The 4,724-nt window shown below is 40.0% G+C and carries 5 protein-coding genes and 1 tRNA gene; 4 read left to right on the top strand and 2 right to left on the bottom strand.

What is annotated here, in order from left to right:
- The coding region (locus WBA23_RS10265) for a sugar transferase (protein ID WP_424582187.1) at window positions 1–1,050 on the bottom strand (1,050 nt) is incomplete at its 3' end.
- Window positions 1,051–1,392: 342 nt separating this feature from the next.
- Here WBA23_RS10265 and WBA23_RS10260 point away from each other — a divergent pair.
- The 4 genes from WBA23_RS10260 (at window position 1,393) to pth (ending at window position 3,765) form a co-directional block, all read left to right on the top strand.
- Window positions 1,393–1,463, top strand: a tRNA-Gln gene (locus WBA23_RS10260).
- Between the two features lie 100 nt (window positions 1,464–1,563).
- Complete coding sequence (locus WBA23_RS10255) at window positions 1,564–2,505, top strand: ribose-phosphate pyrophosphokinase (protein WP_424582186.1); 942 nt, start codon at window positions 1,564–1,566, stop codon at window positions 2,503–2,505.
- Between the two features lie 15 nt (window positions 2,506–2,520).
- The gene (locus tag WBA23_RS10250) at window positions 2,521–3,144 is read left to right on the top strand and encodes a 50S ribosomal protein L25/general stress protein Ctc (RefSeq protein ID WP_424582185.1); all 624 of its coding nucleotides are present in this window, start codon (window positions 2,521–2,523) and stop codon (window positions 3,142–3,144) included.
- A gap of 60 nt (window positions 3,145–3,204) precedes the next feature.
- On the top strand, window positions 3,205–3,765 hold the full coding sequence (pth, locus tag WBA23_RS10245) for an aminoacyl-tRNA hydrolase (protein WP_424582184.1): 561 nt from the start codon (window positions 3,205–3,207) through the stop codon (window positions 3,763–3,765).
- 18 nt (window positions 3,766–3,783) lie between these two features.
- Here the strand turns inward: pth and WBA23_RS10240 are convergent.
- Window positions 3,784–4,724: polysaccharide lyase family 8 super-sandwich domain-containing protein (locus WBA23_RS10240; RefSeq protein ID WP_424582183.1), on the bottom strand; the 941-nt coding region annotated here is incomplete at its 5' end.

Here is a 4,724-nt window from a genome sequence, read left to right as displayed (position 1 = left end):
GTTTTTCTCAGCTTGTCTGGAATTGGCTTCGTTATTTACTTTCATAGTACGAAACTTATAACACCAAAAAGGCTTACCATTTCTTCCGCTGCGTAGCTGCTTAAAAAATGTTGGTCCGGGAGAATCTAGTTTAATAAGAATGGCAATAGGAGGTAGGATAAAAGGAAAAAGGAATAAAATTACAGCAGAAGAAAACGCAATGTCGAAGGCTCTCTTAATCTGTCTATTATAAAAGATCTTGAGTGGATCGCGGCGCGGCGATAGTATTGGAATGCGCCCGTTATCATAAAGTTGAGTATCAATACTCATTTGATCGAGTCCGCCGGCATCTTGTACTATACCGAAGTAAATATAATTATCGTCAGCAAATTTAGCAATGTCCTTAACATACGAAACCTTGTTAGGCAGTGCATAATATATTTCGTCAATATTTTCCGATAGACAGAATTGTTTTACTCGGCTTAAATTGCCCCGGTAATCATTTTCATTATTGACAAACTTTAGGCCGTCATCAAAAAAGCCCATAAATTTATAACCTAATGGCTGCTCCTGCACAAAATAGTTATAAAGATTCTTTCCAGTTGGTGTATATCCAATAATAATTACCTTCTTTCTATTCTTGTCAAGTGAGCGGTACCGTTTGTAACCAACGAACAATAATATTTTGACTAATACCAAGGATATCACTGAGATAACAGAAAATGAAATCAAAAAATAATTAGAAAATACATATTGTTGTAAGAACAAAATATAGATAGCTACCCCACAACCGCTTAATAAAGAACTTAATAAGGTGCTAACTAAAATTGTGGATATCTTTCTCAGATTACTAGTTTGATATACATCACAAAAGAGCGATGTAACAACCCAAAGCAAAACCGAAATAACTAAGAAGGGTTGGTATACAGGTAAATATTCAGTGGTATCTACTGATAATTGACCAAATGATAATCTAAATGAGACAACGATTATCAAAATATCAATTAATAACAAGGCAGTTAGTAATGATTTTGAGTAATGACTTCTTTTTAATTTATGTAAGAAATCCATATCGGGAACAATGAGTTCGTTATAATTTATTACGATGTAATATTTTTATGTAAATATACGACAATTATACTTTAAAAGTAAAAGTTTATATGATAAAAATCATATTTATCTAACTTTTATTATTAATTGCCGGAGAAAAAGTTAATAGTATCTCAATTTTCCTGAAAGATAAGTACAACTTATATACCAAAGTATTATTAAAATGCTGCAAGATTCTATTTCCCTACATTGTTATTGTATTATTCAAAATTAGTGTTCTCAGGGTAAAAAAATCTTAAAAATTGAACAAATCATTTTTTGCCTTTGTATACATAATGTTCTAAGTTTGCAGTCCCATTTCCTTGTCCGGTGGTGTAATGGTAACACAGAGGTTTTTGGTGCCTTTATTCAGGGTTCGAGTCCTTGCCGGACAACTCACTAGTTAATCGCACGGCGAACCGTCCCGATTCCTACGAGTCGGGACGGTTCGCCGTGCGATTGGTGTTTATAGCTATTTATTAGAGAGACATATTCATGGCTACCGTTAAAATCTTCTCTGGGTCTGTTACCCAAAATCTTGCAACAGAAATTGCTCATACTTACGGCAAAACTCTCGGAGAAGTAACGATTGAACGATTTAGCGACGGCGAACTCTCTACCCATTTTAATGAATCAGTTCGGGGTTGCGATGTATTTCTGGTGCAGTCTACCTTTGCCCCTACCGATAACTTAATGGAGCTTCTGCTTATGATTGATGCGGCTAAGCGAGCGAGTGCTAAGTACGTTACCGCAGTAGTGCCCTATTTCGGATATGCTCGTCAGGATCGCAAAGATAAGCCTCGGGTAGCCATTGGAGCAAAATTAGTAGCTAATCTTTTTTCAGCAGCAGCACCCAATCGGCTTATGACTTGCGATCTGCACGCTGGGCAAATTCAAGGCTTCTTCGATTTTCCGGTAGATCACTTTAGTGGAAGTATCATTTTTGTTCCGTACTTGAAGCAAATCTCTCAGGAGAACTTAATTTTTGCATCGCCTGATGTAGGAGGAGTAAAACGTGCCCGTAATTTCGCTCAGTATTTTCATACCGATATGGTTATCTGCGACAAGCACCGTAAGCGAGCTAATGAGATAGCTGAAATGCAGGTGATTGGTAATGTTGAAGGCAAAGATGTGGTCATCGTAGATGACTTGGTAGACACCGCCGGCACACTTTGTAAAGCAGCGACAGTGCTTAAAGAAAGTGGTGCCCAATCGGTGCGCGCTATTGCTACCCACGCCGTGCTTTCAGGTTCGGCTTACGAGAATATAGAGAATTCTATGCTGGAAGAATTAGTAGTTACTGATACTATTCCATTAAAGCAACATTGTTCAAAAATTAGGGTGCTGACTGTGGCTGAAATGTTTGCCAGTGCCATCAAGAAAATTCATAAATACGAATCTATTAGTCCATTATTTATTTCTCAATCCAGATTTTAAATTAAATACTTACTTATGAAAACGTTAGAGATTATAGGGTATCAAAGAGCAAATCTCGGCAAGAAAGAAGCGAAGCGATTGCGCGAAGAAGGGAACGTTCCCTGCGTACTGTACGGTGGCGATGAACAAGTTCACTTCCACGCTCCCATGATTCTTTTCCGCCCGCTGGTTTATACTGACCAAGCTCACTTCGTTACTTTAAACATTGAAGGAGAAGAACGGCGGTGTATCTTACAAGACATCCAGTTCCACCCAGTGAATGAGATGATTTTACACGCTGATTTCCTGGAATTACACGAAGGGAAGATGGTTAAAATGGATATTCCTGTGCAGTTAGATGGAACTGCCAAAGGCGTTGCCAAAGGTGGAAAACTTATGCACAAGCGGCACTTCTTACAGGTTAGAGCACTTCCTAAAGATATGCCTGATTATATCGAATTAGATGTTACTGACCTTGACTTTGGTAAATCAGTTAAAGTAGCTGATGTGCCTAAAGGCAACTATGAGATTGTAGATAATGACGCTATTTCAGTAGCCGTTATTGAGATTCCGAGAGCACTTCGTGGTAAGTCAGAAGATGAGGAAGAGGATGAAGAAGGAGATGAAATGGAAGCCGAAGAAGCTGAAACTGAAGCTTAGATTGTTGTTAACTCTTAATCATAATCCTGTTCTATTGTGGAACGGGATTTTTTTTGACCAATGAAGTATCTGATTGTAGGGCTAGGAAACCCCGGCCCCGAATACGAGCTCACCCGACACAATATTGGGTTTTTAACATTAGACCGACTGGCCGAACAGCATCAGGCAGTTTTTAAATTGGATCGGCTCGCTGAAATTACTGATCTAAAGCACAAAGGGCGATCTTTATATTTAATAAAGCCTACTACATTTATGAACCTGAGTGGTAAAGCGGTGAACTACTGGCTTCAGGAGTTGAAAATTCCGAAAGAAAGGCTACTGGTTCTCACTGATGATATTGTGCTACCCTTTGGCACACTTCGGATGCGGGGTAAAGGCTCTAGCGCGGGACACAATGGGTTGAAAAATATTGAACAACTTACCGGTGGACAAAATTACCCCCGTTTACGAATGGGAGTTGGAGATGATTTTCAAAAAGGGCAACAAGTGGATTACGTGCTTAGCCAGTTTCCGCGCGAAGAATTAGACCAGTTACCGGAGTTAATGGACCGGGCGGGTGAAATGATACTTTCTTTTTGCTCTATTGGTATCGGGCGTACCATGAGTCAGTACAACGGCTGATAATATTCTAGAAATTATCTACCCTCCCAGGTCAAAAGTTACGCTACTCCCGGCTAGTTCAACTTGGGGTAACTCTACTTTATGAGTCATTCTTCGGCTATAAGCGGTATTTACCTCAATTTCTAATTGTTTTAAACGAGTAGTAGGATCACTGACAGTAAATGTGTTATTGATCTGGTTAATTAGCAGCAAGCAAGGGTTATCTACTAACACAGTCAGCCCATCGGCTAACGAAATTCTCCCCGCTTCATGAAAAACGATTCCGGTAATCTTTAGCTCAGTGTGACTTATTGCCTGTATTTGGGCATTATTGGCTAGAACCTGATAAGGTATATCGTTGGCGTAATCATTTACCTCTTCAGGAGTACAATTAGGTAAAACAGCATATTCGTAAGTAACACTTTGAGGTTTTCGTCCGTGCTCAAACCACAGGGCAAATAGATTAGTACGATAGACCGAATCGGCTCCCAGTTGGTAAATTTTTTGCAACTGCCCCGTTCGTTCGCCAGTTCGTAGTTTTATTGTTTCTTCGGCCGGCAGTACGTAACCGATGCTGTCGTGCCACATCCAACCAGGATTTTCTATCGTCTGAGTGCCGGTAGGAAATGAATCGTCATCTACCAGCACCTCACCTTTTAATCGAGCTTGATTGACTCCGGTCACAATAGGGTGCTTATTCTTCGATTGAATATCGGCACCCAAGGCTACCCATTCTTCATCAAACCAAAACCAAGACTTCTTAGCTTGGGTATTCTTCACATCCAATTGCATAGTGGAAACACCGTAGGTACTATCGCTTACTCCTCCCACAAGAGCAGTATTCTGAGAAGAACGTCCGCTGCTGCTAAATGCGTAGTGCGGACTGGTTACTCCAGGTAAGCAAGCCCAATCCCATACCGGAAAAACATTGATGTACTCTTCTCCGGTGCGGTAAATGTAGGTTAATCCAAAGGGTAAGT

The sequence above is a fragment of the Tunicatimonas sp. genome (assembly GCF_049647865.1).
Classification (GTDB): domain Bacteria; phylum Bacteroidota; class Bacteroidia; order Cytophagales; family Cyclobacteriaceae; genus Tunicatimonas.
This window is presented reverse-complemented; position numbering and strand designations above follow the sequence as displayed.